The sequence below is a fragment of the Streptomyces sp. SAS_281 genome, assembly GCF_052542855.1.
Genome location: NZ_JBMNDO010000004.1, coordinates 11999 through 37384, shown reverse-complemented (window position 1 = coordinate 37384; position 25386 = coordinate 11999). Strand labels below are relative to the sequence as shown.

At 68.0% G+C, this 25386-nt stretch carries 18 protein-coding genes, 1 rRNA gene and 2 pseudogenes; 5 read left to right on the top strand and 16 right to left on the bottom strand.

What is annotated here, in order from left to right; genetic code table 11:
• The first annotated feature begins 71 nt into the window (after positions 1 to 71).
• Positions 72 to 1364, top strand: a complete 1293-nt coding sequence (serS, locus tag ACN6LM_RS02950; protein ID WP_445063684.1) for a serine--tRNA ligase — start codon at positions 72 to 74, stop codon at positions 1362 to 1364.
• An 8-nt stretch (positions 1365 to 1372) separates the two neighbouring features.
• On the opposite strand, the gene ACN6LM_RS02945 is transcribed toward serS, so the two are convergent.
• The 4 genes from ACN6LM_RS02945 to ACN6LM_RS02930 form a co-directional block, all read right to left on the bottom strand.
• The gene (locus ACN6LM_RS02945) at positions 1373 to 2266 is read right to left on the bottom strand and encodes a phosphorothioated DNA-binding restriction endonuclease (RefSeq protein WP_445063683.1); all 894 of its coding nucleotides are present in this window, start codon (positions 2264 to 2266) and stop codon (positions 1373 to 1375) included.
• 714 nt (positions 2267 to 2980) lie between these two features.
• Positions 2981 to 5407, bottom strand: a complete 2427-nt coding sequence (locus ACN6LM_RS02940; protein ID WP_445063682.1) for a helicase-associated domain-containing protein — start codon at positions 5405 to 5407, stop codon at positions 2981 to 2983.
• 825 nt (positions 5408 to 6232) lie between these two features.
• Positions 6233 to 7519 (bottom strand): 7-cyano-7-deazaguanine synthase, encoded by a 1287-nt coding sequence (locus ACN6LM_RS02935; protein WP_445063681.1) that lies wholly within the window; start codon positions 7517 to 7519, stop codon positions 6233 to 6235.
• Entirely contained in the window at positions 7516 to 8310 is a 795-nt protein-coding gene (locus tag ACN6LM_RS02930) for a hypothetical protein (RefSeq protein WP_445063680.1), read from the bottom strand. Before ACN6LM_RS02930 ends, ACN6LM_RS02935 begins: the two co-directional genes overlap by 4 nt.
• A gap of 285 nt (positions 8311 to 8595) precedes the next feature.
• On the opposite strand from ACN6LM_RS02930, the pseudogene ACN6LM_RS02925 reads away from it, so the two are divergent.
• Positions 8596 to 9158, top strand: a pseudogene (locus tag ACN6LM_RS02925) (HD domain-containing protein).
• On the opposite strand, the gene ACN6LM_RS02920 reads toward ACN6LM_RS02925, so the two are convergent.
• Both ACN6LM_RS02920 and ACN6LM_RS02915 read right to left on the bottom strand, forming a co-directional pair.
• Positions 9146 to 9613 carry an NUDIX hydrolase gene (locus tag ACN6LM_RS02920; protein ID WP_445063679.1) on the bottom strand — a complete coding sequence of 156 codons (468 nt, stop codon included), beginning with the start codon at positions 9611 to 9613 and terminating at the stop codon, positions 9146 to 9148. The pseudogene ACN6LM_RS02925 and the gene ACN6LM_RS02920 sit on opposite strands and share 13 nt — an antisense overlap.
• Positions 9600 to 10137, bottom strand: a pseudogene (locus ACN6LM_RS02915) (XRE family transcriptional regulator); the annotation flags it as partial. The gene ACN6LM_RS02920 and the pseudogene ACN6LM_RS02915, both read right to left, overlap by 14 nt.
• A 404-nt stretch (positions 10138 to 10541) precedes the next feature.
• Between ACN6LM_RS02915 and ACN6LM_RS02910 the strand changes: the two are divergent.
• A complete protein-coding gene (locus ACN6LM_RS02910; RefSeq protein ID WP_445063678.1) occupies positions 10542 to 10667 on the top strand; it encodes a hypothetical protein in 126 nt (41 codons plus the stop codon).
• 575 nt (positions 10668 to 11242) lie between these two features.
• Here the strand turns inward: ACN6LM_RS02910 and ACN6LM_RS02905 are convergent.
• Complete coding sequence (locus ACN6LM_RS02905; RefSeq protein ID WP_445063677.1) at positions 11243 to 13981, bottom strand: P-loop NTPase; 2739 nt, start codon at positions 13979 to 13981, stop codon at positions 11243 to 11245.
• 178 nt (positions 13982 to 14159) lie between these two features.
• Here ACN6LM_RS02905 and ACN6LM_RS02900 point away from each other — a divergent pair, with 178 nt between their 5' ends.
• Positions 14160 to 15197, top strand: coding sequence for a macro domain-containing protein (locus tag ACN6LM_RS02900; RefSeq protein WP_445063676.1), 1038 nt, complete (start codon positions 14160 to 14162; stop codon positions 15195 to 15197).
• Between the two features lie 189 nt (positions 15198 to 15386).
• A 5S ribosomal RNA gene (rrf, locus tag ACN6LM_RS02895) occupies positions 15387 to 15503 on the top strand.
• Positions 15504 to 15546: 43 nt separating this feature from the next.
• Here rrf and ACN6LM_RS02890 read toward each other — a convergent pair.
• The 9 genes from ACN6LM_RS02890 to ACN6LM_RS02850 all read right to left on the bottom strand — a co-directional run bounded on the left by ACN6LM_RS02890 (position 15547) and on the right by ACN6LM_RS02850 (position 25384).
• A complete protein-coding gene (locus ACN6LM_RS02890) occupies positions 15547 to 16539 on the bottom strand; it encodes a BsuBI/PstI family type II restriction endonuclease (RefSeq protein ID WP_445063675.1) in 993 nt (330 codons plus the stop codon).
• A 158-nt stretch (positions 16540 to 16697) separates the two neighbouring features.
• On the bottom strand, positions 16698 to 18257 hold the full coding sequence (locus ACN6LM_RS02885; protein WP_445063674.1) for an Eco57I restriction-modification methylase domain-containing protein: 1560 nt from the start codon (positions 18255 to 18257) through the stop codon (positions 16698 to 16700).
• A 463-nt stretch (positions 18258 to 18720) separates the two neighbouring features.
• Positions 18721 to 19314 (bottom strand): histidine phosphatase family protein, encoded by a 594-nt coding sequence (locus ACN6LM_RS02880; protein WP_445063673.1) that lies wholly within the window; start codon positions 19312 to 19314, stop codon positions 18721 to 18723.
• A complete protein-coding gene (locus tag ACN6LM_RS02875) occupies positions 19307 to 20056 on the bottom strand; it encodes an SDR family NAD(P)-dependent oxidoreductase (RefSeq protein WP_014047307.1) in 750 nt (249 codons plus the stop codon). Before ACN6LM_RS02875 ends, ACN6LM_RS02880 begins: the two co-directional genes overlap by 8 nt.
• A complete protein-coding gene (locus ACN6LM_RS02870; protein ID WP_014047308.1) occupies positions 20041 to 21177 on the bottom strand; it encodes a hypothetical protein in 1137 nt (378 codons plus the stop codon). The genes ACN6LM_RS02875 and ACN6LM_RS02870 overlap by 16 nt, the downstream gene beginning before the upstream one ends.
• On the bottom strand, positions 21174 to 22322 hold the full coding sequence (locus ACN6LM_RS02865; RefSeq protein ID WP_445063672.1) for a glycosyltransferase family 9 protein: 1149 nt from the start codon (positions 22320 to 22322) through the stop codon (positions 21174 to 21176). Before ACN6LM_RS02865 ends, ACN6LM_RS02870 begins: the two co-directional genes overlap by 4 nt.
• A complete protein-coding gene (locus tag ACN6LM_RS02860) occupies positions 22319 to 22894 on the bottom strand; it encodes a phosphoribosyltransferase family protein (protein ID WP_147975103.1) in 576 nt (191 codons plus the stop codon). Before ACN6LM_RS02860 ends, ACN6LM_RS02865 begins: the two co-directional genes overlap by 4 nt.
• Before the next feature lie 46 nt (positions 22895 to 22940).
• Positions 22941 to 24740 carry a DUF4254 domain-containing protein gene (locus ACN6LM_RS02855; protein ID WP_445063671.1) on the bottom strand — a complete coding sequence of 600 codons (1800 nt, stop codon included), beginning with the start codon at positions 24738 to 24740 and terminating at the stop codon, positions 22941 to 22943.
• A complete protein-coding gene (locus ACN6LM_RS02850; RefSeq protein ID WP_445063670.1) occupies positions 24737 to 25384 on the bottom strand; it encodes a hypothetical protein in 648 nt (215 codons plus the stop codon). Before ACN6LM_RS02850 ends, ACN6LM_RS02855 begins: the two co-directional genes overlap by 4 nt.
• Positions 25385 to 25386 lie beyond the last annotated feature (2 nt).

The following is a 25386-nucleotide window of genomic DNA, read 5'->3' as shown; positions in this document are numbered from 1 at the left end:
GCGGTGCGCTGATTGCTACCGTCGGTTCCACAACGCACCGACCCGTTCGCCGGACCAGAAGGATCTCCCTCATGCATGATGCCCGCGCCCTGATCGACATGGGTGCCGAAGCGGTACGCCGGCTCGCTCGACGCGGTTACACGCTGGACCTGCCCGCGCTGGAGGACCTCCAGTCCCGGCGCAACCAGAACATCCGCTCGGCCGACGAGCTGCGGGCGGAGTCCAAGCGGGTGGCGAGCGAGGTCCAGCAGACGGCACGTCAGGGCGGTGACATCACCAAGCTGAAGGAGCGGGCCCGTGAGCTGAAGGACGAGATCCGGGACATCGACGCGGGCCAGGAGCAGATCCAGGAGCAGTTGCGCGACCTCCTCCTCAGCATCCCGAACCTCCCGGCCGACGAGGCCCCGGACGGCGACAGCGACGCGGACGCGGTCGAGGTCAGGCGCGTGGGCACGCCGCCGGTGTTCTCCTTCGAGCCGAAGGACCACGTCGACCTCGGCGAGGCGACGGGCATCCTCGACTTCGCCCGGGCGACCAAGCTCTCGGGCCCCCGCTTCGCGGTCACGCGCGGCGCGGGCGCGGCCCTGGAACGCGCCCTGGCGACCCTCTTCCTCGACCTGCACACGCGCCGCCACGGCTACGTCGAGCACGCGGTCCCGTACCTGGTCACCCGTAAGACCATGACCGGCACCGGACAGCTCCCGAAGTTCGAGGAGGACCTGTTCAAGACCGGCGTGGCCGACCGCGAGCTGTTCCTCATCCCGACGGCCGAGGTCCCGCTGACCAACCTGTACGCGGACGAGATCATCCCGCCCGCCGAGCTTCCCGTCGCGCTGACCGCCCAAACCCCGTGCTTCCGGTCCGAGGCGGGCTCGTACGGCCGGGACACCCGGGGCCTGATCCGCCAGCACCAGTTCTCCAAGGTCGAGATGGTCCGCATCGTCGACCCGGCGGAGGCCGACGCGGAGCTGGAGCGGATGGTCGGCCACGCTGAGGCGTGCCTGAAGGAGCTCGGCCTCGCCTACCGCGTCGTCATGCTCGCCGCCGGCGACACGGGCTTCTCGGCGCAGCTCACGTACGACATCGAGGTCTGGTTCCCGAGCCAGAACACGTACCGCGAGATCTCCTCGGTCTCCAACTTCGGTACGTTCCAGGCCCGTCGCGCCCACATCCGCACCCGCGACGAGAACGGCAAGCCCAAGCTCGTCGCCACCCTCAACGGCTCCGGCCTCCCCATCGGCCGCACCCTGGCCGCCCTCCTCGAACAGTGCCAGCAGGAGGACGGCTCCCTCGTCCTGCCCGAGGCCCTGACCCCGTACCTGGGCTTCCGAAGGATCGCGGCGGACGGGACGCCGGAGGCGTAGAGGGCCCCTCAGCCGGCCGCCGCGCGCGGTACGCCGCGGAACACCTCGCGCGCGTGCCACTCGCGGTGGACCGGGGCCACCGGGTCGGCGGAGCGCTGCGGCCCGATCAGCGGCCGGCCGGCGAGCGCTATGACGTGCGCGCCGGCCGCCGCGCTGTGGCCGACGAAGCTCTGCGAGACCAGGATGCGGTCGTCGGCGCCGAGGCCGAGGACGCCCTTGTCGAACAACTTGTGGTGCAGGGAGCAGAGGCAGAGCCCGTTCTCGACGACGTCCGGCCCGTCGAACGCCCACCACCGCACATGCGCGGCCTCGAGCCCGACGGACACCGGGCCGATCCGGCCGTCGTACCCGCAGAACGCGCACCGGTACTCGTACGCCGTCAGCACCCTCTCGCGCATCCGCGGATCGCGCCCCCGGCGCCCGGCCGGGCCCGCCCCCGCGATCCCGGCCGGCTGGAGTTCCAGCCCGACCGCCTCGCACAGCTCCTCGTGCAGGGAGGGCGGGAAGTTGAGGTCGAGGAGCATCCGGGCCATCCGCCCGAGCAACGAGGGCTCCCGCCGCAACGCGTCCCGCAACTCCGGTACCAGCCGCCCGGTCGCCCCCGTCGCCCGCAGCTCCCGTACGCCGCTGCCGGGGCTCCCCGCCCCGTGGTCGGTGCGCACCTCCCACACCCCGTCGCTCACGAGGTGGTGGAACGGGTACGCGGGCGTCGTCGGGCGCCCCGGCCCGTACGCGTCGAGCAGCCGCTTCAGGTCCGCCTCCACGGAGCTGTAGCGCAGCTCATCGGCGGCATCCCGCTGGAACCGCGCGAGCGCGTAGAGCACCAGCAACGGCTTGTGCGGTGCCCGGGCCCCGCTCCGGGTCCACTGCCGCAACTTCCGGGTGCGCTCCAGCCAGTCCATCCGTCAGCCGGATCTCCTCGTGAGGGCCAAGCCCTTGTTGACGCGTCGGTGCGGCCGAGGACGAGCAGACCGGCCGAATTCCCGCCGATCATGGCACACGGCCGTCCGGCGGCATCCACGCCGCGTGCCGGAGCCTGTGGACCGGATCCTGTTTCCCGTACACCGTCCGAGATGTGGAACGGTGCTTTTTCAGGGTGACTTGGGCCCTGGAATCCATGTCCATGACAGTTGTGGCAGGCGGCGGTTACGCACCCGTCCTGCTGGTGATCCGTCGCCACGTCGACTGCTGTCGGCAGTCCAGCGCGTTGTGTCGCTGACGTAACCCGCCCGCCCGCAGGCGGCGGCCGTTTCCCTTCTCGCGGCCCTCGCTGCCGCCGCCTCGTCGCCGACCGTTTCCGGTCCGTACCGCGGACGTCGTTCCGTGCCGGGCCTACCCGTGCCGGTTCCCGGCCGGGGGTGACGCAGGGCGGCCGAGGGTGTCGCTTTCCCGGCTCCGTGGGACGGCCCCTTCCCGGCGGCGTGATCCACCACGGCACCATCACCGGCATCCTGCGCATCACCAACGCCTGATAGCCGGGGCGGAGGACAGGGGATTCGAACTCGTGAGAGGTTGCCCCCGGCACGCTTTCCACATGTTCGGGTGGGGTCCGGCGGGGGCCGTGTGCGCCCTGACCTGCGGCGGAGTTTCCAGCCCTGCCCGATCACCGACGATGCCTACGCGGGCATGACGCAGTGAACACGGGACAGTGTGAAGATCCGTTCGGCGTCACGTAGGTGGCACCAGGCTTCGAGGTAGGGCGGATCAAGTCGGAGGCGGCTGAGGGTGCGCACGGTGCGGCTTCCCGACGCGGCGGTGTATTCGACGGTGATGGCCCCACCGGTGTCGATGGCGTGGCCGAGCTGGCGGACGTCGGTGTACGTCAGCTGCTCCGCGTATCCGGCGACGATCTCCTCGGTATCCGTGCCGAAGGGGACCCCGGTGCCGAAGGGATCGGGGGCCGGGGTGGTCGGCGGGGCGGTCAGCAGCCGGGCCGCCACGGCGTACGAGTCGGCGACGGCCGGTGCCTCCGCCGCTCGGTACGTCGGGCGTCCGGTACCGGCGGCCCTGGCGGCGGCCTTCCGCGGGGCCGGAACGGTGGCGGCCCGTCGAGGGGGCACCTCCTCGATGCGTACGGTCCCGTCCGGGGCCTCGGCGACGGGGGCATAGCCTCGGTCCCGAAGCGCGGCCAGGGTCTTGTCGGGCGGGCTGTCGCTGATGACCACCGTCGGGGCGAGCTGCCGCAGCCCGAGCGCGGAGAGTCCCCGGTGCGCGGCGAGCTCGGCCAGGAGCGCCGGTTCGTCGCTGTGGATGACGCAGGCGGCGGGGGTGACGCGCGCGTGGCCGTGGCGACGTGCGGCATCGGCGATGAGGTAGGACAGAGGCTGTGGCAGAGCACCGTCGGCGATGGCGGCCAGCTCGACCGAGATCTCGTCAGGAGTGTGACCGGCGTCCAGTGCGCGGCGCATGCTGGCGGCGCTGAACCGCCATAGCGAGGCCATGCCGCCGATCTCCCGGTCCGCGGTCGCATCCAGGAACTCCGCGAGGCGTGCCGTGGGCGTGCCGGTGACGACGGCCGTGAGGTCGCCACCGAGCCGGGCCGTGTCGGTGGCAGCGGGCAGCAGGAGCCGGCACGCGGCGGTCAGTTCCTCAGTGTCACCGGTCAGCAACGCCGCACCGAGCGGGGAGAGGGCGCCCCGGGCGATGACGCCCATCAGCTCGGCCTCGCGGACCGCGGCGGCAAAAGGCGTCTCGTCGTGGAACGACGGATGAGCGAACGGACGGTGCCACGCCACGAGTGGCCCCAGATCTGTGGCGGCCTTCACGCTCTGACCTTCGGCAAGCGCTGCCGCCGCTGCGAGCAGCCCACGCCGAGCCTGCAGACAGCCGCCGCAGGGAGGAGCCCCGGTCACGGCGGGAAGTGCCTTGTTCTCCTCGTTGCGGGCCTGCGAGGGAGTGGACTGCAGGTTCCACCATGTGTGAAGCAGCTCGGCGAACCGCGCTGCGGGTTCCTGCGCCGCCCAGGTGTCGTACGCCGCGGTGGGTGCGACGCGGTCACCGTCCGCGGCCAGCACGCCGGCCGAGTACGCGATCTCCAAGGTGATGCGTACCACTGTGTCGTCGGCGTGTGCGGCCTTGCCGATCCGAGCCAGTTCACGTGCGCCGATCCCGCCGTACTTCAGCCGGGCCGGGGGAGTCGTCGAGCAGGCTGACAGGACCGAGGCGGCGTGAGCCGCGAACGCGGTGGCAGCTGCCGCTGCCTCCCGGTCCACCTCCACCGCGGGGACGGACACCAGCTCCGAGGCAGGCGGCACGGGCGCGAACGGGGCGTGCCAGTCGGGCCCGCGCAGCGCGAGCGCCACCTCGACGGACATGCGGGCCGGCCCGTATCCGTGCCGGTCACGGACCAGGAAGCCGCGGTCCAGGGCCCATCGCTCGTCCGGCCGGGAGGCGGCCTCGGGAGTTCCGAACATGATGAACTCCGTTTCTCGCGGTGCGGACATCGCTCGATGCTCAAGCAACTGCCGGGCGCCTGAAGGGGCTTTGGAGATCACGGAGGCGACGCGTTGCGGATCGCCATGGTGTTCCAGGAGGGCGGCCGTGCGCTGCTGCCTGGTGCAGGGCGGCTTGATGCCCAGTGCCGCGAGCATGCCGCGCAGTTCCTCGGAGGTCACGCCTTCCAGAAGCTCCTCCAGCGGAGCGTCCAGCCCCAGGGGCATCTCCCACGCCTGCCGCAACGGCGCAGCCAAGTGGAGCCTTCCGTCGCTGTCCGGCCATACCAGGGCATGCTCGGCCAGAGTCTCCAGCACGCCGTCCAGTTCCCGGGTGGCCGCGGCTGTCGTCGCTCCCAGCCTCCTCGCCAGGGCGCTGAGCGCCATGGGCGTTCCCAAGGCGGCCAGGGCCTCGGCCACCTGGAGGCAGGGCAGGGGAAGCTGCGACAGGGCGAGCGCCACCGAGCCGGGTCGCAGAAGACGTTCCGACAGTTCCTCCAGGGAGCGCGGCTCCGGTGGCACCGCGGCGTCCTTCCGCATCCCGAGAACGCGCGCCAGCCGTGGGGCGTCGAGACCACACAGCCGGGCTGTCAGCGTGAAGGGGGATGTCATGGAGCACACCTCGCGAGACCGGGAACGCGGCTGGGGACCGGAGCGGCCCCGAACGGAGCCAAGGATTGCGCATTCGATGGGTCCGCGGTCGGTACTCGGAAGGGGATCACCCCCGGAGGGGAGCCCCTTGAGGGCCCGGAGCGCGGGCGGGCCTGGCACACGTGTGAAACGTCGTGAACGTCGGAGACAGGAGAGACCGGAAGCGAGACCAGGACACGCAGAAGACCCCGGCCGGTTTCCCGGTCGGGGTCTTCAAGTGCCCGGTGAGGCACTGGCGGAGGATACGAGATTCGAACTCGTGAGGGGTTGCCCCCAACACGCTTTCCAAATGTTCGTCCGGGGGTTCGGCGGGGGTCGTACGGGTCTCGATCTGCGGTGGAGTGCGCGAACCAGCCCTGCCCGAACAGTCTCGGACGGAGATGAATCAGACCAGGACTGAGACCACAGAAGCGGACCGATGTGCGGATGCCGACCCGCATCGCGCTACGGCCGACCCGGCTGCTCACGCTTTGCGACGCGTTCCAGCGGCGGTCCGGATGGACCGCCTTATGCCCAGGTCGACTCCCTGTTCGTCAGCAAGCCCTGCGAAGTGGCCTGCTGAATCCGCGTAGTCGTCGGGATAGTCCGAGATGAGTATGAGGAATGCGTCGATGGAGGCGGAGTCGCCTGTACAGGCGGAGGCCAACAGCGGTGCCGACTGTTCGACGGGTGGGCCCTGAGGCACGCTGAATTCCCGTGCGATCAGAGTGAAATACGCCTCTTGCGCGCAGTTCTCACGGACGCGATGGTGATCACGAAGTTACGCAGCGCGGATCGGCGCCAGCATCAAGCCTTGCCTTCGATCTCCCGCAATTCCGATAGTTCCTCGCGACCCCGCTTGATAACGGCCAGCGTGGCTTGCGCATCCGTGCCCGGAGGGAGCGGGGTGTCGGCGATCAGGTCTCGGAGGGAGTAGGAGGCGTCGAGCCAGCTCAGCAGGGCGTGCCAGTGTTCCGCTTGGTCCCAGCTGAGACTCGGATCCCAGGGGTCGTAGTCGTACGGAGTGTGGTCCATGCCGAACAGGCCCGCGCGGCGCACCAGGCAGGGGTAGCAATGACCGCAGTTGGCGAGGCCGGAGCCATGCGGGCGGTGCTTGGGAGGGGTGCCGCAGCTCAGGGTGGCGGCGAGGTCGGCGGGGGTGAGGCCGGCGTCGAGCGCGGAGTGGCAGACCTGGCGCTTGGTGAGGTGGGCGAGCGGGTTTTGGAGGTGTACGACAGGTCCGTCTGCCACGGCAGCGATCAGCCGGTTCAGCAGGTGCAGTGTCCAGGGGTGGACGGACCGCGTCGAGCAGGCGGCGGCACGGGCGGGCGTCAGGGGCGGATTGATGGAGAGCTGGCCGTTCTCGGGGATGTGCGCGAAGGGGGCGCCCTCGGCGGCCGCTGCGCGGACGGCGGTGGTCGCGTAGAGGAAGCCACGAGAGCGGGTGGTGCGCTCCGGGTCCGGGTCCCCCTGGCCCTTGTCCTGGATGCGTACGTTCTGGCTCAGGGTGATGCGGCGGACCGGGCGGGCCCGGCGCTGGTAGATGCCGTCGTATACGGAATTCTGGAGGTGTCCGAAGTTCTGTTCACCGAAGGAGACGAGGAGCAGTTCCTCGGATGTACGGAAAGAGGCGCGTTGGCCCGCCCAGCTCAGGGAGTCCAGACCTCCGGAGAACAGGGCGACCTCTCCGGCCCTGGAGTCCGGGTCGAAGGTGAAGGGCACGTTGGTGGCCAAGTCGGCTTCACGGAATTCCACATCCCACTGGTCGGCAGTCATGGTTCGCAGCAGAGAAGTGAGAAGCGGTCGGACGGACTGCCAGCGTTCGTATGCGGCGACGGGTATGGAGAGCCGCATGTGGCGGGTCCAGCGGTCGAAGGAGGCATCACGGCGGGAGTGTTTGTCTGCGGCGAAGACCGCACGGCCGACTCGGTGCAGGTCGTCCGCCCAGGAAGGAGCAGAGCCCAGGAAGGACTGCCATTGCGGGGCGCGGGACTTTGCCTCCCAGTAGTTGTGGTCGCTCAGGGGCTGCCATCCGGCGGGTGACTTTGCCCCGCCGGGCTCGATCCAGAAGTAAGGGCGATGGGTAGCCGTCATACGGATGCCTCCTGGGCGCCTTCCTGGTGTTCCCGTACGTCCTCGACGACCAGACCCAGCACTTTGCCCACCGTGCCGGGGACCAGGCTCCGGGCGATGTCGGGTAGGGAGCCGCCAGGGTCAGCGATCACTGCCTCCGCGGACTCGGCCTCCTCCGCCAGTTCGGCCGCCTCCTCGCAAAGATTCGGTACCAGCGAGACGACCTTGTTGGCGGCCCAGTCGGCCACGTGATCACCAGGGTCGAGAACATGCAGGACAGGCACGACGAGCTTGACCTTCTCGGCAATGACCGACCGTAGGAACTCGGTCACGATGTCCGCAAAGAACCACTGGTACAGCAGGCACAGCAGATCCCCGGCGAGACGTCCCCCCGCTGCTTCCCCTCCGCTGGCTTCTGCGTTCTGTCGCTCCAAAAGCCGCTCGGCCGTGTCCGTCGCGGCCCGACGTATCGCTGCGTCGGTGATCGTGCTGCCGCTCCCGCCTACTTCGTCGGTGAATCGGGCAAGGAAGTCGTCCGCAGAAGCCTTTGGGTCGTCGTGAGCCATGGCGGCCATGGCGTCGGCAAGGCGGTAGCCGGCCTCGGTCGCGGCGTCGACGAGGCCGAAGGCGGACTGGTCTTCGCGCATGGTTCGGTGCAGTACATCCAGATAGTCATCGAGGATCTTGTCGAGAAGCCTTTCGGCCTGAGGTCCTTCGCTGTCCCATCTGGACAGCCGACTGCTTATGGCGCTCCACTCGGCTGCCGTACCTAATCGGCCACCCGGACCCAGCCAGCGTGTGGATGTGCCCATACCAACAACTCCCTCGGCTTGATGGTGTCCCCTTGCTATGGGAGCAGGAACACAAGGGCGCAGATAGAACGCAAGTCGGCCATACTCGTGGCCAGTTCAGAGGGCTCATCCCGGCCGACTGCCTTGGGCTATGGAGCTCAGATTTCCTCGGCCGCGTCGCCGCGGCTTCGGGAGCCCATCCGTACAGGGCGTTGCGCGACACGCATTACTCTGCCGAGCATGATGCGCGCTGTGGGTTTCGATGCCAGTGACTGATCTTGGTCCTTGCTGGGCATCGAACGGGCCATGGACGAAACGATGCTGGAGCGGGCGACGCAGGTAGTTGAGAAGGAGCTCTGTGACGTGCTACCCCGACGCTGGGCCCATTCACAGGGTGTGGCGGCGCGTGCCGCAGTGCTCGTCCGGCCCTGGCAGGGAACGCTGAGCTGCTGATCGCTGGGGCGGTGCTGCACGACGTGGGCCACGCACCTCGGCTGGCCGAGACGGGTTTCCATCCGCTCGACGGGGCCCGATTCCTCCGGGACGAGCACAGTGCTGATGAGCGGTTGGTCCGGTTGGTGGCGAACCATTCGTTTGCGCTGTTGGAAGCCGAGGAGCGCGGGCTGATGGAGGTACTGATACGCGAGTTCCCCTTGCTGGATGAGGGGCTACTTGTGGACGCGCTCGTGTACTGCGACATGACGACGACGCCCGATGGCGAGAGAACTACTGCATCTGAGCGCGTGGCGGAGATCGTGAGCCGCTACGGGGTGGACAGCCTCGTGGGGCGGTTCATTCGCAGGGCAGAGCCGGACATCCGTGCAGCCGTCGGCCGGGTGGAAGCTGCACTGGTCGCTCAGCCCAGGTAGGGGTACGTGCCGGCGAGGTAGTCGCCGATCTGTTGGCGCATGCTGGGGTGGATGTCGTACCGGTCCAGGTCGTCTGGCTGGACGTAGCGGACGCCGTCGGCCTCGTCGTTAATGGTGGGCTCGCCGCCTACGGGCCGGCCGATGTAGGTGTTCTCGTACTGCTGGCGGATCTCGCCGTCGGTGTAGGCCACGATGTGGTTCGGGTTCGTGTAGACCCCCAAGAAGCCCGTGATCTCGGCGATGATCCCGGTCTCTTCCAGGCATTCACGGACGGCGCACTGGGCGGCGGTCTCGCCGATGTCCTGGGCGCCTCCGGGCAGGGCCCACTGGCCGGTGTCCCGTCGGCGCTGGAGGAGTATGGCGCCGTTGTCGTCGGCGACGAGCAGGTTGTTGGCGGGGATGAGCGTGTTCGCCTTGGGGGCCTTGGGGTCGTTGTAGTACTCAGTCCTGCCCATGTGGCGAGGGCCCCTCCTGGTCTGGTGTCCAGGGCCGTGCGGTGGCCCAGACACCTTCGAAACTCTGAGCGTAGTTGTCGAACCAGCCCGCCGTGTCTGCTCTGCGGAGATGGCGGAGGGGGTTGGCGCTGGCCGGCTGGCCCCAGACGCGCGGGTTCATCAGAAGGTCATCGTCGTACCGGAACATGGAGGTGTAGAGCGTGGTGTCGTGCAGCCTCACCTCGCATCCTGCCTCGGACAACAGGGGCCGGTAGTAGGTCAGGGAGGCGCGGATCTTGGCGGCGAGCGTGTCGCCGATTCCCTCTTCGTGGCCCCGGATTGCTGCGGCCCGGCCCTTCGAGTCGCCGAAGCAGAGCCGCACTCGCACCCCGCTCAATGCGCGCTCGGCGAGCATCTTGGCAACGTGAGGGTTGGACTGGGCGAAAGAAGGTACCGGAGAAGACGAGGACGCTGATCTGCTCCTGGGCGCCGTTGAGCAGCGACAACCACGTGTCGCGCGGGACGCTCGCCCGGTTCTGGTAGGTCCAGCTCCTGCCCGCGGCCCGTGCATCCGCGTCTTGCAAGAGCAGGTCTGGCAGTCCCTCCTCCTTCACGACGAACCGACTCGCTCGCCACCTGTGAGCACGGCTTCTGCAATCGAGCAGTCTGAGGGACGCCGCATTGAAATGCATCGCGCGCGGGGCGGCATGTTCGTCGGGAGTGAGATCGAGAACGGACACTGGGCGTATCGACGGGCACATGTGGTGACCGGCCCACCCGTTGATACGCAGGCGCCTCTCCGACGCGGATCCGCACTTCAGGGGCTCACGGGCGTCCTGAGATCCTCGCCGACGCTGCGGTTGTCCTCGGCTGGTCGTCAGGTGAAGTGGCGCCGAAGGCTCATGCGTGGTGCTTCGTAGGCGGGCTGCCTCGGCGCGCGGGACGGCACATGTGGGTTTCCGCGGCCGATCGCGAGCGCTGGCGGGAGATGGTCGGTGAGAAGACTTCTCTCCCCGTGGCATCGGGGCAGGAGGAGGACGATGAAATTACCTTCGCCGAGCAGAAGATCGACTGAAACTGCCGGGCGGGTGACGAGGGCTGGTTCGGCAGCGACGCACGGCCTATCCGAGACCTGGGCCAGCCGACCGGCGTATTCACCCTGCCGCGCGTGCCGGCGCAACGGTCAGGCCACGCTGATCTTGCCCGTCGAGCGGGCTGCCGCCTCTGCGGCTCTGGGCTGCCCGCCGTGGGAGCTCGGGCCGTGCGCTGAATGCGGCCAGCTGATGCGCCGGTACGGGCGCGACACGGCCATGTTCTGCGGCGTGTGCCGTGAGGCTCTCAACAGCCGGTAGGCGCCAGCAGCCCGTTGGTGACAACTGCAACCACCAACGTCGAAGGGCCCTACCGCAAGCGGTGGGGCCCTTCGACGTATTGCCCGGTGAGAGCAATGGCGGAGGATACGAGATTCGAACTCGTGAGGGGTTGCCCCCAACACGCTTTCCAAATGTTCGTATGGGGGTCCGGCCTGGGTCGTGGGTGTCCTGACCTGCGGCGGAGTGTTCGGGGTGGACCCGTCCGGACAAGTCCGGACGGGGGTGAATGCAACCAGAACTGCAACCAGACCCTGCTCCGTTTGGCAGCGGTTGCGTGTCACCTACCCGCCGACCAGCGAGGGCGGTCAGCCAGTCGCCGCAGGGTGTCGAAAGACAGCACCCCGCGCGTCTTCACATCGACCTTGGTCGCCTGGAGCGCCTGCATTGCAGCCTTGCTGAACATCGTTGCCAGTCGGCCACAGAGCTTGACGGTCGACAGCTGCCGCAACTCATCATGCGCTGGGGGGGAGTAGCGACCCAGGTACTTCGAAGCCTTCTCCTCTCCGCGGACGCGTTCCAACAGGATGGAACAGAGAGCGGGGGCATCTTTGGTGGCCGTGTCGTGGGTCTGGGTGCTCAGCGCCGCGGCTGACTTGGCAAGGCTCACCAGCGCGTAGCCTGCCCGGTCCTTGTCAAGCGTGAAGCCGACATGGTCATCCAGAGCTAGAGCCGCGAGGCCGGCCGATGTCTGGGTCTCCGCTTCGTCCCGGAGCGAGATCGAAAACTCCACAAGGAACGCCCTGACCGCCCCGTGGTAGTCGTCATAGTCCGTAAGCTCAGGCGCAAGATTTCTAGCGTAGGCACCGGCTCTCTGCTGCCCTTCCAAACGAAGGGCGCGCAGCAGGGACACCCGTGACTCGAGGATTTTGCGGCCGGTGCCCTGCACTGCTCCCTTCGCCGCCCACACTGACTCGGGTGCCGACAGGGAGCGGGACAGCAGGTAGGCATCGCGATAGCCCTCGAGGGTTGAAGCCTTCTTCACCAGGCGCTCTCCGCCAGCTTGGCCCACAAGTTCGTAGACCTTCGAGGCAGTTCCTTCTCGGTGTAGGTAGTCAACCACCGTCGCAGCGATGGAGGGATGCCGGCAGTAGACACGGTTGCCAGCGAAGGTCACTGCGGCCTCCCGGCCGAGCGTTTGTAGAATCTTTCCGTCGGCGAAGACGGGGTCGAGCCCCGCCATGGCCGCGATCACCGACCTGCTTGCCCCCTTGCCGCGGTTGCCGCCCGTGTCGAGCGCATGCTGCATCACGCAGATGCCCCCGAAGATGTCGCCAAGGTCGACGGAGTCCGTCAGCTTGATCTCGTGCAGCTTGCGCACCAGATCCTCCACACGGGCGCCCAGACTCGCCCCGTACCGGACATCGAGAACCGCTCCGAAGAGCGTGTTGCTCTCGGCGGCCATGGCGCCGGCCGAGGCCGCGAGGCGCTCCGCGACGGTGTCGATTTCCTGGCTGCCGTTCGGCAGCAGTCCAAGCCCCTGCCAGGTCAGGGCGATGTTCCTGGCGTCGTCGTTGGTGATGCCGTGGAACAGGACGTCCTCGATCCACGGTCGCAGCGTCGAACCGGCGCCCTGCCACCACAGCCGGTCTTGGCTGGCGAGCAGAAGGGCGATGCCGGACCCCTCGGACGCCCAGACGTCCTTCGTGGACGCCAAGTCGTCCGTGATCAGGTCGGCCTCGTCGACGCAGATCAGGCTCTTCCCGGCCGCGCGGACGTCGTTCAGCCAGTCCTTGGTCAACCGCGGGGCGCCCGGTTCCCGCCACAGCACGTTCCACTCAGGTCTTGAGCTCGCCACCGCGTGCGCCACCTGGCGCAGGGCCAGGGACTTGCCCTCGCCGAGCGGACCGATGGCCACCGCACCGCCACCACCGCCGACCCGCAGGCATTCGACCACCTTCTGCTCCAAGGAGGCCGTTGAGCTGAGCACGGGCCAGCAGCCCGGCGCGGCGTCCCCCCACACCGGCTGGCTGCCCTCCGCGAAGGCCGCCGGCTGGTACGAGGCCGAGTCAGCCAAAATACGCGGCACCCGCGAGTAGCCGTAGTGAGAAGCGGGCTCCTCGGTTTCTGTCTCGTCCTGCTCCACCTCGTGGGTGAACAGTTCGTGCCCGTCGACACCGAGGTAGAGGGTGAAGCCGGGAGCACCCACGAAGTCACCCAGAGCGCCGCTCGTTACAGCCGCTGCATCTGTTTCATACGCCGCCCAGAGAACCTCTGCCTCCAGCAGGTCGGCCTTGTTGTCGAGGACCTGGCTGCGCATGCTTCTCATGAAGCTGTCGAGCCACCCGCTGTAGCCCACCACCAGCACGACCGAGTTAGTGAGCAGCCGTCTCAGCACATCGTCCAGGCCGGGGCGGGCGGAGGTGATCCTTGTCGGTACGTTGCTTGAAGCTTTGCCGGTCCAGTAGCCGTGAATATGCAGCACGGGGTGGGCGATGGCTTCGTCCAGCTGCGCCATCGCGGGGACGGTGTCGGTTGGAATGGGGATCGGCATCGCTGGAATGCCGACCTGATTGAGGGCGATCTCGATCAGCGGGTCGAAGTTTGTCGTGATGATCGGGCCCCGTGCCCGCCCGCTCAACGACGCAAAGAACTGCGCAAACCGCTGATACCCGCGGGGAATGAGCCACTTCCCCGTCCTCGCGTACTCTCGGCAGCGCTCCTCGTCCCTAGCGACATCCGCCACATCCTTCTCATGCACGTCGGGGCACGCCTGGAGCACAGCCTTCCGGATCGCCCGCATGACCGTCGGCTCACCTGCCTGCCTGGTCAACACCGCCGCCGCATTCTGGTACTTGAGGCCGGGGTCCGCGGCGTCGGCGACGGTCTCATCGAACCTGGCCAGGCCCGCCTTCGGGACGTGCTCCCGGAAGATGTTCGTGAGCTGGGGGACGCTGGGGAGGACCTCGCTGCTGATCCCCGAACCGAAGACAGTGACAAGGCGACGGTCGGCCTCCTCTGCCAGGAACCGGAGGCGGATCTTTAGGTCGGTGATGTCACCGAAGTCGGTAGGACCCATGAACCGATCCAACCACTGCGGCTCGGGAGGTGCACACCTCTCGTTGCGCCCCCACGCCACACGAATTATTTCAAGCCACCTGTAAATGGCCCTGGTTCGCCGATCACGGACAGGGCGGCGACCCTTATGATCAGCCCGTGTCGGGTCCGAGGCAGAGGGGAGGCCACCGTTGGGTCCGTTGCAGCTCGCCATCACAGCGATCCTCACAGTCGCTGGCATCGCCCTGCAGATCTGGTCGTCCGCGCCGAGTCGCGCCGAGCGGCAGTACGCCCTCCAACTCCCCTCGGTCCTTCTGTATTCACTTGCCGCAGCGCTCTTCTTGTTCTCGATCTTCCCGGACTCGATGACGGAGGGTAGGACGTTAGGGTTCGGTCTCAGCGGTGCGGCGGGATTCGCCGCCTTCTTCATGCTGATCTCCTTCACTTGGCTCGCCAAGACCCGTCGACGGGACGAACTGACCGCCCAATTGAAGAAGGCACAGCGCGAGAACACCTCGCTGCGGCGACAGTTGTTGGGTGAACGCTCCACGGGCGAGGGCCCGCGACCGCTCGCTCAGTCCACTCGGTATGACGTCCCCCTACGTGGCAGTAGGCGGCATCGGATTGGTGTGGTGACGGGAAATCTCGCGAACGTGCACGGCGTCGATGTGTGGGTCAACCCAGAGAACACCCGCATGGAGATGTCCCGCGTTGACGAGCCGACCGTTTCCGCCGCGATCCGCTATCACGGGGGTCGTCGGGACGACGCCGGACATCTGACCGACGACATCATCACCAAAGAACTTGTCGAGCGGATGGCCGGCCAGCAGCACGTGTCGGCGGGCCAGGTGCTGGTCACCGGGCCGGGTGAGCTGCTGGAGAGCCATCAGGTCCGGAAGATCGTGCATGTTGCCTCGGTCGAGGGGGAACCCGGCTCTGGCTACCGCCAGGTGATGGACCTGGGGCGGTGCGCCCGCAACATCCTGTCTGAGGTTGATCGGCTTGCTGAGGCTGGGGAGCTGCTGCGCTCGGTCGTCCTGCCGCTGCTAGGAACCGGCGGGGGCAACAGCGATCTACAGCGCACGGTGGATACCCTCCTGGCAGCCACCGTGAGCTACTTCGAAGCCCATCCCGCGTCTCGCATTCGGATTGTCTATCTGCTGGCGTACACGGACGTGCAGGAGGCCCTCTGTCGGGCTGCCCTCGACGAGCGTCCCGAACTCTCGACGGGGGCCTGAGCCGCGTATCGCCATGGCGGCAGGGACTTACTCCGGGGCTCCGGTCGGGGGCGGGAAGGCAGGGCCGTCGGCCGGTTCGCTGGAACGGTAGGCCCGCTGCCGCTCGGCGCATCCTAGGTGATCAGCTACCACCTGTCCGCCTGTATACTCTCGTCCGAATGTGCTTGCCCCTGGGCTTGCACAAAGTTTTTCGGTGACCATAGCGGTGGGGAAACGCCCGGCAACATTCCGAACCCGGAAGCTAAGACTGCCAGCGCCGATGGTACTGCGAGGGGGACCTCGTGGGAGAGTAGGTCGTCGCCGATATCTGCTTGAGGGCCGCTCCGCCTCGCGGGGCGGCCCTCGTCGTTTAGTCGTGAGTGTCGCCGTAGGGGCCGAGGAAGCGCTCGCCGTTGAAGTGCACCATGTGCGTCTCCTCTTCCGCGACCCAGACTTCCGTCTCCCACGCGATGTCGGCTGCGAACTGGCGGAACTTCTTCTTCGTCTGGAAGGCAGTGACGAAGACCAGGCCCGGGCGCGCTCCCTCGAAGAGCTTCTTGAGCTGCGCGACCCGTAGACCGTTGACCGGCCCGGTGGAGGTGACTGCCTCCACGAGCACCAGCCAGTCCCTGTCCGTGTAGTGGATGACCACGTCCGGCATCTTGCCGTGGGCATCCACGACCACGCCGAGCTCCGCGAGGTACTCGGGCTTGTTGACGATCCACTTGGAGCCCGTGTCGCCCAGGTAGACGACTGTGCCTCCGGGGGTGAACTGCGATGCGAAGCGTTCGACGACTGCACCGATGAGTTCGCTGTGCTCGCCAGGGCTTAGCTTGACCTCCGTTCCGTCAGGAAGTTTGACGGGCACTCGGTGAACCGACCTCTCGGCGGCCCAGAGCTCGATTAGCTTCTTCCATTCGGCGTGGTATTCGTCGAGCGACTCTTGCCATGCCGATGTCCCGTAGGTCGTTAGTGCCTTTATAGCCAGCTGGCTCGGGTGGTATCGGTTGTTCTTGTCGTTTGTGGCTCGTCCTGGGGCGTCAGAATTCTTGACGAGGACGCCGGCGTCGACGAGTTGGTGGACGGATTCCTTGCGCACGGACTCGCGGCTGTTCGGTGCGTACCTGCTCGGGTCCTTCGTCCCTTTCGGGATGTCGGGATAGTGGACGGCCATCCAATCCATGCACTCGGTGATGCCGAGGGTATTGGAGCTCACCTCCGCCCATTCCTGATCCGGGCGGAGGTCCAACATCGCAAGCAGGACCAGTGCGGTCCGGGTGTTCTGCTGCTTCGCAGGCATCCCTATAGAGGCGAGAATTTCCTTTGCCTCTTCAAGATTCTTTTCTTGCTGTTCCTTGGTCACTCGCTGGCCCTCCCCAGCCACATCGATGCAGTGAGTGGGGCTCAGGCTACAGGGCCTCTGGGGTGGCGCTGCCAGATGATGGGGGCCTGCCGTGAGGGACGGCAAGATTCCGCCAAGCCCGGCCTTAATCAGCCATTCTGCGGGTGGGTTCGTGGGCGCTACGCTTCGCCGGGCGAGGCGGTCTCATCCAGCGCTAGGTGACGTTCGACGAGGTCGTCGAGCTTCTCTTGATCGGGCCACCCATCCTCTATCCACTCGCCACCAATGGCCTGCAGCTGAGCTTCGCTCGGGTAGCGGAGGTTCCGCAGGTCGGTCGCATTCACTTGTGTGTGGCCGCTGAACCGACGAATGAGCCGGTCTAGCAGGGTGGAGTTGAGCCAGAAACAGAGACCGCGGGCGACGTCCCGGGGGAGCCCGGCCCCTTCCCTATGGAACACGTTTACGTGGTTCTCGAATCCGATCCGGGAGTGTGGTGTCACTTCGGGGTCGAAAACGGTAGCGACCACACGGCGCTTCTCCTCCTTAGAGGAAAGCCGCTTCACTACGACGTAATAGCCAGACGGAAAAGTCATTTTTTCGGTGTCTGGGGTGAGCATGATCGCATTATTTTTTTTGGCGCCCGGTACAGGCCAATAGATTCCGCCGTTACGCATGTGAAGCGGGTAGATGAGGGGAACTGCTCCATCCTCTGGATTGGCTCGCAGGTGCTCCTTGGAACGAAAGTCCACCACGCGCCCTGTCGAGACCTGACAGTCGATTTGTGTGAGGGTGGCGGGAAGGTTGGCGTGAGTAGCCGCGAGCTGCGCGTCTCCCTCGTCGGCGCTGATGTGGATGAAGTGCTCGCCGTCATCTGGATGCACCATCTCGCTGTGCTCCACCGACCGGCTGCGGATTTCGCCGCCGTAGCTGCGGCTTGAGGAGACGATGATGGGGCCTCGGTCAGGCTTGTCGGTGCGTGTCGCCGAGAAGATCACGTTTTCCTGGAGCACGTCTGTATCGGCGAATACTTTGTTTCGCGATTCAAACAGGTGCACGCGGTCAATGTGCATGCGGTCCAGAAGATACTTGCGGAACGGCCGGAAGTAAGGGCCATTCGCAAAGCTGCGGGGCGTGATGGCGACGAGCTGGCCGCTTGGAGCGAGGAGGCGGATCCCCAGCGCCATGAATGCCGAATAGAGGTTCGAGGTCTCTGTGCAGGCCGCAGCGACTGCCCTCCGCTCACGTGAGTTGGCGGCCAGCTTCTTGTACGGGGGGTTCATGATTACGAGGTCAAACGGACCCCGATCCTCACCGAACAGCCCTGCATCCTCGGTCGCCCAGGTGATGAAGTCGTCCTTCACTAGGGCGGTATCGACGCCTCCACCGGACGCTCGGGCCGTGCTCGCGCAGTCTTCCAACGTGGCGGAGAGGGTCTCATGAAGCTGTGGGTCGTTCTCGCAAGCGGTCACGTCGATCTGGGCTTGAGGCTGCTCCCGGAGGATGCGCGAGACGACAGAGGCGGTCAGAGACCCCGCCCCGGCACCGGGGTCGAGGAGCCGGATCGGGGCTGCGCCGTCCAGCCTCGCCAGCGAGGCAATGAAGTCCGCAGCGGGGGAAGGCGTGAAGTACTGACCGCGCTTCGCACGCTCCTTGGGGTCAAGAGCCGAAGATGACTCCTGCCTCCTCGCTTCTGTACGGGTCACAAGATCCGTTTCCACTGCTGCCACCTCTGTTGCCATAGGCACAGCGTAGCCAGGTCGCACCGGATCCGATGAGCCTGTGGAAAACCCTTCGCCTGATCGCTTCTACCCGGAATCACGGCTGCTCGCCGAGGGCGGCAAAGTGCAGAGGGAAGCTATCGGTCAGACTTGCGAGGACGGTCTTTCCCTTGGCGGGGATAGTGAACGGCGGAGGGCCAATAACTCCGGATTCGGTGTAATACCTCATTCCGTCGACGAAGAGAAAGGGGCCTGGACCGCTGTCGTGGTCCGTGTTGGTGTAGTCGTCGCGGTTCAGCTCTGGGGCAGTCTGGAAGCAGGATCGAGGTCTCGACCTCGCCAGCGTGCATGCCCGCGTGCCGATCAGAGACCAGGTCGCCGTGCTCCCGGGCTCGGGCAAGGGGACCGGCGGCACAGGGCGCGTTGGAAGGGGACGTGCGAATAAGGGCTCTCCCCACGGGCGTGGTGGCCGGATGCCAGCCAATTACTGGACAGGTCGTTGAAGACCGGGCGCCGCTCGTCGATGGACAGGCAGAAGGCGGAGTTCGGTGAACTGCCACGGGGTTCTCGATGCGGTGACGAAGGCGGCGGGGCCTTCTGGGAGACGCGTGAGGACGCCCAGGAACAGAGTGTGGGAGACCGCCAGGAGGGGGCCGTGGCGTTGGGCGGTGTGGTGGAGGAACGTGGCGCAGTGGCGGGCGCGGGTGTGTAGGTCGGTGAGGCTTTCGCCGTCTTCGCAGCGTAGAGACGGATTGGCGAGGCGCCGGGCTCGCCAGGCGCGATAGGCGGGCGGGTAGGTCTCGGCACTGCGACCGAGGACGATGCTCGGGGCGCGCCACTCGGCGAGGAGGCCGGAGGTGGCCACGATCGGCAGGCCCGTGAGATGCGAGACGAGGGTGGCGGTCTGGCGGGCACGGGGAATCGGGCTGGTGACGATCGCGCTGATGCCCTCGGGAAGGGGGAGCGAGCGGCACACCTGGTCGCGGCCCTCCATGGTGAGAGCGGCCTCGTGTGGGGCGTGGTAGCCGGGGCGGTGGCCTTCGTAGGCGCCGTGGCGCATGAGCCAGATGTCAGCCAAGGATCCAGCCTCCGTCGACGCGCAGGGTCTGGCCGGTGATGAAGCCGGCGTCCTCGGTGGCGAGGAAGGCGACGGCCGCGGCGACGTCTTCCGGCTGGCCCCGGCGTTGGACGCACTGTCGGGCAAGCTGGCGGACGGTCATGGCCTCCGGGTCGTCGACGACTGCGTCTTCGGCGGGGACGCGGATGGAGCCGGGAGCGACGCAGTTCGCGGTGACGCCGACGGGGCCGAGTTCGCGGGCGAGGGCGCGGGTGAGTCCTTCGAGCCCGGCTTTGGCACTGATGTAGCCGGCGAGCTCATGGCGGCCCGCAGCGGCGAGGACGGAGCCGATCGTGATGACGCGGCCCCAGCCGGCTGCCGTCATGGCGGGGGTGAGTTCGTGGGCGAGGAGGTAGTGGCTGGTCAGGTTGGTGGCCAGGGTGTCTTCCCAGTGGGTCGGTGTCGTCTCCGGCCACGATCGGCGCGGGTAGGCGCCGGCGTTGCTGACCAGGATGTCCACCGGGCCCAGGGCCTCTTGGGCTCGACTGCACAGGGACCGTACGGCCTCGGCGTCTCGAAGGTCTGCCGACAGGGAGATGCAAGAGGGGAGGGAGGCTGAGAGCTCCTCTGCCGTTCGGTCGTCGTCGAAGTGGGCGAGGGCGATTGTGGCGCCGTCGGCTGCGAGGCGGCGGGCAATGGCCGTGCCGAGGCCGCCGGTCGCTCCAGTGACCAGGGCGGTGCGGCCGTTCAGGGGGCCGGGCATGACGACTCCAGGGGGCAGAAGTAGGTGGAGGGGTCGAAGGCGGGGCTCATCGCTTCGGCGAGCCGGGCGAGGAGGACGAGTCGGTCCGCTGGGGCCAGGTCGGCGAGGTTGTAGACGCCGAGGATGCGCATTGCCAGGTAGGGGCGGAGAAGGTTCGCCAGGTCCGCACCGGGCCAGAGACGGTCGGCGACCGGCCGTACGAGCTGGTTCCAGTACGTGGTCACGGCGGCACGCCGGGGAGCCGCGAGCCGTGGGGCGTAGTCGATGCGGATGGTGCTCGTGGTGTGCTCGATGTCCGCTCGTCGGATCTCGGGGGTGTTGTCCGGGACGCGGGCGAACGTGGCGGGGTGGTCGGCGAAGGCCGCCGGGTTGTACATGGGCACGAGCCAGCCGCCGAGGGTGGAGGCGTACCAAAGGAAGTTGGCGAACTCGCCGGGGATGCTGTTCATGCCGGCGGTGTCGTAGTCGAACCAGGCGAGCGGGTGGGCGAGGTTGACGTCGGTGGGGTCGCCCTGGGTGAGCGCTGCCCAGACCGGCTCGGTCGCGGCGAAGTGGGCCCGGAGCCAGCGGAGGGTGGCGACCCAGTCCAGGTGGTGCCGACGGCCGTTGATGTTCAGGGTGTAGGTGTCGAGGCGGGAGACCAGGACGTCGATGAGGCCGTCGGCGATCAAGAAGTCTCTACCGCCGTAGTACTCGTCGAGTCTGCCGCTGGGGGCCGCACGGTCCCAGTACAGCTTGCGTACTGCGCGTGTCGGGTCGGTGGGCCTCGCCGTCGCGAGGATGGCCTCGCGGTACGCGGCGGTGAGTTGATCCAAGTAGGCGCGGAGGCCGTCGCTCGCCTGGCTCGCGTTGAGGAGGTCGAGCAGGAGCCCTCGGTCAGTGCCGCCGGGCAGACGTTCGTACGCGAGGAGCCGCCCGCCCGGCACACGCAGGTGGGCGTGGAGGGTTGGCACCCGGTAGTGCGGTGCCAGACGTGCGTGCCCGCGCACCTCGGCGAGGCTTCCCACCGGGTCACGCGTGTACTTCAGGAGCAACGGGCGGCCGAGGAGGTCGACGGGACAGAGCAGGTTGCGGGTGAAGCGCCGCACCGGGCCGAGCTGCAGAGGGCTGCGGAGGGTCATGGCCGCACCCCGTTGAGCAGGTCGAGGCACACTCGGGCCAGTTCGGCGGGCGGGAAGGCGTCCATGTGCATGTCGACGTCTGGGGGAATGGCGTCTCGGACGGGGCAGAGGTCGCCCTGGTGCATGCGGTCGGACAGGTCGGTGGCGACGGCGTGGTGGTGGGGGAGCCCGGTGCGCCACTTGCTGTGGCTGTGGCGCGCGTACAGGCCGATGACGGGCCCCTCTGCGGTGCGCGTCATCGCGGCGAGGTGGGTGAGGCCGGTGTCGTTGCCGACGACCAGGTCGCAGTGTGGGAAGAGATCGGCGAGCTGGTCGGTCGGCACCCCGTCCAGGTGGAGGACCTGAACGTGGCGTCGAGGGGCCTCTGCGCTGACGCGAAGGCCGTCTTCCGCGTTGCCGCCGATGAGCAGCAGCCGGGCCTGTGCTTGCTGGGCTTCGGCGATCTGCTCGGCGAGGTCGATGTACCGCTGGGCGGTGTAGTCCTTGCGCTCCGGCCAGCTGGTGGCGGTGATGGCGGCGATGGTGAGGCCGCCCAGCCAGCCCCCCGATCGCAATTCCTCCACGAGATTATTCGGGCCGGTCGCGAGGGTCGGCGCGAAGGGAGCCATGCCGGGCAGGCGGATGCCTAGGCGGCGTTCCAGCGCCAGGTAGTGGCGGGCCGGCAGGTCCGGGTGGGCGCGGCCGTCGCTCGACCAGCAGGGCGGGGCGGCTGGGTCGAGTACAAGGCTCACCACTGCCTCGGAGCCGTGCGCCTCGATCCCCGCGCGGTCTCCGATCACAGCGCGTCGACCGTGGGGCGTGGTGACTGGGGGTTGAGTGATCAGCCCGGTCCGGGCGATCAGCCCTGCGTACGGCCCCACCGCCCAGACGGAGGTGCGAACCGACCGCAGCCGCAGCCAGTCGAGCACCGCTCGGACCCCCGTAAGAGCGAGGAGGGTGTCTCCGAGCTTCCCCTCGAAGGCCACCACGACCTCGCCGCACCCGCTCAGGCGGTGGACGAGCTCGGCGGAGGCGGTCAGCGGGAGCGGCGCGCCGAGGGGGACGCTGCCACGGTCGTACCCCAGCGGGGTGGTGTGGACGGCCCCGGCGGGGACGACCACGGAACCGTGGTGGAACCGGACCCCTGGCGGCGCGACCGAGCTCACGCCGGACCGTCGATCGTGGTGAGCGCGACCAGCGGCAGCTCCAGCTCGTCGAGCAGGGCGCGGGCTCCGCGCGTGGTGTCCTCCACCAGGCAGGCCGCCGCCAGCGGGACGGCGCCGGCCTCGCGGAGGCGGCGGGTGAGGTCGGCCAGGGTCCGACCGGTGGTGATCTCGTCGTCCACGATGACGATGCGCTGTCCCGGAGCGATGCCGTAGGCGAAGACGTCGGTGCGCATGGCGTGCGGCTCGCTGAAGCGGACCGCGCCGTCCAGGGGGAGATGCAGCTTCCAGGCGATCTTGTAGGGGAGCCGGGCGGCGTCGGCGAGGGAGACGGTGGGCAGGATGCCGCCCGCGTCCAGGCCCAGGAGGAAGTCCACGGAGCCGGCGCCGTCCGGCAACTGCTCCTGGACCAGACGCCACAGATCGGCCCCCGTGCTGGCGAGGGTGTCGGGATGTACCGGGCTTTCCAGGCCGTCCAACGAGTGGATGACCCGCTCGCGGCGGCTCGTGGCTCCGACGCTGAGCCGCTCGACGATTCGGGCGGAGAAGGGCGGCACGGTGAGGATTTCGGGCATGACGAAGCTCCTGTCGGTGGAAAGGGGAGAAGGAGAGGCGCGTGGTTCAGGCGGCGAGCTGGAGCGCGTACCAGGTGAGGAGCTGGTCGACCGCCGCGGTGATGGGCTTGAGCACGAGCTCGGTGTCACCGGTACGCCAGGCGTTCGCGACCTCGGCCAGAGGAGGGACCGCGAGGGCCGTCAGGCCCGGCATGCGGGAGGCGGCGGCGAGGATCCGGTCGGGGCCGGACTCCCACTGGTTGTGCTCGCGCAGGAGAAGGCGGCAGGCGAGCACGAGGTGCTTGTAGAGCTGCCGCAGGGCGGTCGTTCCCTCCGCAGTACGCAGACGGCGCATGGTGAGCATGACCTGGGGCAGTTCGCGGACGGCGGCGAACGCGAGCTCGTCCCGGCTGATCATCGGAAGTTCGAGGTCGGATGCCGCGTGCAGGACGGGGCTGCCCTGCTGGAGCTGGTGAAGGACGAAGCCCAGGCGCGGAGTGAGGCGTCGGGCGGTCAGTTCTCCGGGCGTGACGAGGGTGGGGCCGAGAGAGGCCGCATTGCCGAGGGCCGTCCGGTACTGCTCCAGGGCCTCTTGGATGCCGCCGCTGACCTCGTGCTCGGCGATCACCATGAGGTCCAGGTCGGACCAGCCGGCGATCCAGGTTCCCTCTCCGGGGCTTCCGGTCAGGGCGACGAGCCGGACGCCGGGTCCGTACGCCCGCACCGCGTCCGTGAAGTCGGCCGTCGCCGCCGCGACTGCTGCCGGAAGACCGAGCCCGTACGGGGTGGCCACGCGCAGCCGAGTCGTGGAGGGCGGGGCGGCGATGCGCCGGAGGCGGGCGCGAAGGGCTGCGATGCTGCCGGTGTTGTCGATGACGTGGTCGGCCAGAGCGGCGACCTGATGGGCGCCGCGGCTCATCTTGATCTCGTCCTTCGCGGCGACGGCCTGGGCCGGTGTGCCGGACCGCTCGACGCGTACGGCGAAGGGGGCGTCCAGGTAAACGATCTGGAGCGTGTCGCCCATGAGCTGCTTGAGCTCGGCGATCGAGGCATCGTCGTGGACGGACTCGATGGTGAACAGCTTCGTGTCGACGTGGGCGTCCGCGAAGCGGTTCAGCTCGCCGAGGAGCAGTTCGGCCTGCCGACGGGCCGAGAGTGCGTACGGGTCCGCGAGCCCTTCCCGATGGGCTGCCTGCCGTAACAGGAAGCCCATCTTGAGGCGTTGGGCGCCGCAGGTCCGCTGGACGAACTGTGCGCTGGTGCTCTTCCCGCACTCGCTCAGCCCGCCGAAGGCGAGTACCTGGCGCAGTTGCCGACCCGGCTTGATCTCCGCCGGAGCGACGTCCTCCCGCCCGTACAGCTTGAAGCGGGCCGGCACGGGGAGCCGACGACGGCCGGCGACGACATCGGAGACCAGCGCGTCGAGGGCGGCGCACAGCTCCTCACGTTGCCCGTGAAGCGCCGGGACACGTCGCGCGGCCAGCTCGTCGCGGCCCGCCGCACGCTCGCTGTGCCAGATCCGCAGCGTCAGCACCGACATGCGGTCCACGACGGAGGCGAGCGTCTCGGTGTGCAGTGGCACATCGGCACGGCCCGCGTCCGCCAGCGAGCCGAGCACTTCGTCAGCCCGTTCGGCGAGGGCGTTGCGTTCGGCGTTGAGCTGGTCGATCTCTCGCTTGCAGTCGGCGACCTGGGCGACGGAGAGCAAGGTACTGCGCACCCGGTCCTCGGTGTCCCACAGACGCCCGTTGACGGTGTGGAGCCGGGTGACGGTGTTGTCCAGGCGCTGCCGGTCCTTGTCCTGGAGGGTGGCCATGGCGCGGACGAGCCCCGGAGGCAGCACCAGGGGCGGGGAGTTCTGAGTCATCGGGGACTCCCGTCGGTGAGTGGAGCGAGGTCAAGGTGATCGAGTACGTCGCTGTGCACGTCGTCCAGGGAGCGGTTTTCGCAGTCCACGACGGCGGCGTACGTGCCGTGGCCGGCCTGGTGAAGCAGAACAGCGTGCAGTGTCTTCTGATAAGCCGGGTAGATCCCGGTCCACGGGCGGCCCTCGCGGGCGCTGGTGATGGCGTAACTGCGCTCGGCGTCGAAGGACGCGAGCAGCAGCACCGAGGTCTCCGATGCGGTGGCGCGCGAACCCGCGATGTCCGTCACGGTCTTGAACGCCTCGCCCACCGTCAGCCCGTCCTTGACCACGCTTGTTGCGGTGGCCACAGCGAGGAGCATGGGCAGGCCACGGTCCAGCAGTCCCGTACGACCGGGCTCGCGTGCGGCGGCCCGCTTGGCATGACCGACGAGCAGCATCTCCGTCAGCTCGACCGTTGTGGACGTCTCGAACCACCACCGGGCGTAGTCGTCGGCCGCTACCCGCGCCCACGGCTCGGGATCGTGCTCGTGGACAGCCCCCAGCGACTGAAAGATGTGTCGGCGCGTGGCCAGCCGATCGAGATGCGTCGTCTTGCCCACGTTGTCAGGGCCGTTGAGGCTGACGAAGTCCGGCAACCGCTCCATCG

Excerpts from the sequence above, each read along its gene's own strand:
- serS (WP_445063684.1), top strand. The coding sequence starts at position 72 with ATGCATGATGCCCGCGCCCTGATCGACATGGGTGCCGAAGCGGTACGC.
- ACN6LM_RS02945 (WP_445063683.1), bottom strand. The coding sequence starts at position 2,266 with ATGGACTGGCTGGAGCGCACCCGGAAGTTGCGGCAGTGGACCCGGAGC.
- ACN6LM_RS02940 (WP_445063682.1), bottom strand. The coding sequence starts at position 5,407 with ATGACATCCCCCTTCACGCTGACAGCCCGGCTGTGTGGTCTCGACGCC.
- ACN6LM_RS02935 (WP_445063681.1), bottom strand. The coding sequence starts at position 7,519 with ATGACGGCTACCCATCGCCCTTACTTCTGGATCGAGCCCGGCGGGGCA.
- ACN6LM_RS02930 (WP_445063680.1), bottom strand. The coding sequence starts at position 8,310 with ATGGGCACATCCACACGCTGGCTGGGTCCGGGTGGCCGATTAGGTACG.
- ACN6LM_RS02920 (WP_445063679.1), bottom strand. The coding sequence starts at position 9,613 with ATGGGCAGGACTGAGTACTACAACGACCCCAAGGCCCCCAAGGCGAAC.
- ACN6LM_RS02910 (WP_445063678.1), top strand. The coding sequence starts at position 10,542 with ATGTGGGTTTCCGCGGCCGATCGCGAGCGCTGGCGGGAGATGGTCGGT.
- ACN6LM_RS02905 (WP_445063677.1), bottom strand. The coding sequence starts at position 13,981 with ATGGGTCCTACCGACTTCGGTGACATCACCGACCTAAAGATCCGCCTC.
- ACN6LM_RS02885 (WP_445063674.1), bottom strand. The coding sequence starts at position 18,257 with ATGGCAACAGAGGTGGCAGCAGTGGAAACGGATCTTGTGACCCGTACA.
- ACN6LM_RS02875 (WP_014047307.1), bottom strand. The coding sequence starts at position 20,056 with ATGCCCGGCCCCCTGAACGGCCGCACCGCCCTGGTCACTGGAGCGACC.
- ACN6LM_RS02870 (WP_014047308.1), bottom strand. The coding sequence starts at position 21,177 with ATGACCCTCCGCAGCCCTCTGCAGCTCGGCCCGGTGCGGCGCTTCACC.
- ACN6LM_RS02860 (WP_147975103.1), bottom strand. The coding sequence starts at position 22,894 with ATGCCCGAAATCCTCACCGTGCCGCCCTTCTCCGCCCGAATCGTCGAG.
- ACN6LM_RS02855 (WP_445063671.1), bottom strand. The coding sequence starts at position 24,740 with ATGACTCAGAACTCCCCGCCCCTGGTGCTGCCTCCGGGGCTCGTCCGC.
- ACN6LM_RS02850 (WP_445063670.1), bottom strand. The coding sequence starts at position 25,384 with ATGGAGCGGTTGCCGGACTTCGTCAGCCTCAACGGCCCTGACAACGTG.